Genomic DNA, 1,250 nt, shown 5'->3' with positions numbered 1-1,250 from the left:
TCTAAAAATAATGTTATTTAGTAAATTTACTCATAGCCTTTTGTACTTAATGTATTGTTTAAAATAAAAAAAGTAATTTATTTTTTAGTTGATTTTTACCATTTATTTTATAGTCAAACTTCAAAAAATACGTGATTCTTGTGTTCATTTTTTATCCTTTTTTGCTGGATATGTTTACTTTTTAACCTTGCTTTGAGTTGATTTTTTCAACGATTTATTTTAAGCCTACTTATAAATTGTTACTGTATAACATTATTTTTAGAAGTACTGTATATATGAACCGATTGTTATAATAAGCCAATAGAATTTAATTGAACTGATCAAATCTAGTGCGATATTTTGCATAAATTCTGTGCAGTACTTTTTTTATTTATATTGGTGCCTAAAAAAGACCCAAAATAGTTCATCGACTTTAACTCAGAAATAAATACAGAAATGAAGTAAGCAAAAATGCTCAATCACAGATCATTTCATCTACCGCCTTCAATAATTTACATACTTTTTATATCTCAACTTTAGATCTAAATAGAAAATTTACGCGTATCAAAGGAATACTTCTTACCTCGGTTACTAATTTCCGATAAGGGGTTTTTTCTATGTTGAGTATTTTTAGATTTGTAATAAATCTATTTTATATATTTGTTTTTTATAAATATATTTCTATGAGCGTTAGGCGATATTTTCATTTTAAAAAGAATTTGATTTCAAAACTTATGCAGCCCAGCGATACGAAATATGGACTTGGCACAGCAATTGCTAAAGCTTAAGTAACAAAATTTGTTTAATTCAATTAAATCGTGCGTTCATTGTGGGGGAGATCAAAATGATGAAATTTGCACTTAAAGCAGTAGCAGTCGGCGTACTCACAGCAGGTTCAACCATGGTTATGGCTGAAAGTGCTCCATCTTTCTATGGAATCACGACAACAGGTAGCGTAGCAGCAACCACAGATTATCGTTTCCGTGGTGTTACACAATCTTCAAATAACCCTGCCATTCAAGGTGGTTTTACTTTTTCTCATAAATCAGGTGCTTATTTATCACTTTGGGGTTCAAGTGTTGATTTTGGTGTAACAGGTAACTCAACTGAAACAGATGTCGCTTTGGGTTATACCAATACGTTAAAGTTATCCGATAAGCTTGCGCCAACTTATGATGTAGGTGTGATCCATTATGGTTACATTGGTTCGGGCCATAGTTTTGACCGTAACGGTATTGGTTACGATGGCAAAAATGGATTAGATTTTAATG

General features: G+C 31.1%; 1 protein-coding gene. It reads left to right on the top strand.

What is annotated here, in order from left to right; genetic code table 11:
- Window positions 1–823: 823 nt before the first annotated feature.
- Window positions 824–1,250: TorF family putative porin (locus J582_RS25290; RefSeq protein ID WP_032048482.1), on the top strand; the 427-nt coding region annotated here is incomplete at its 3' end.

The organism is Acinetobacter sp. 1566109 (assembly GCF_000582255.1).
In the GTDB taxonomy this organism is placed as follows: Bacteria; Pseudomonadota; Gammaproteobacteria; order Pseudomonadales; family Moraxellaceae; genus Acinetobacter; species Acinetobacter nosocomialis.
This window is presented reverse-complemented; position numbering and strand designations above follow the sequence as displayed.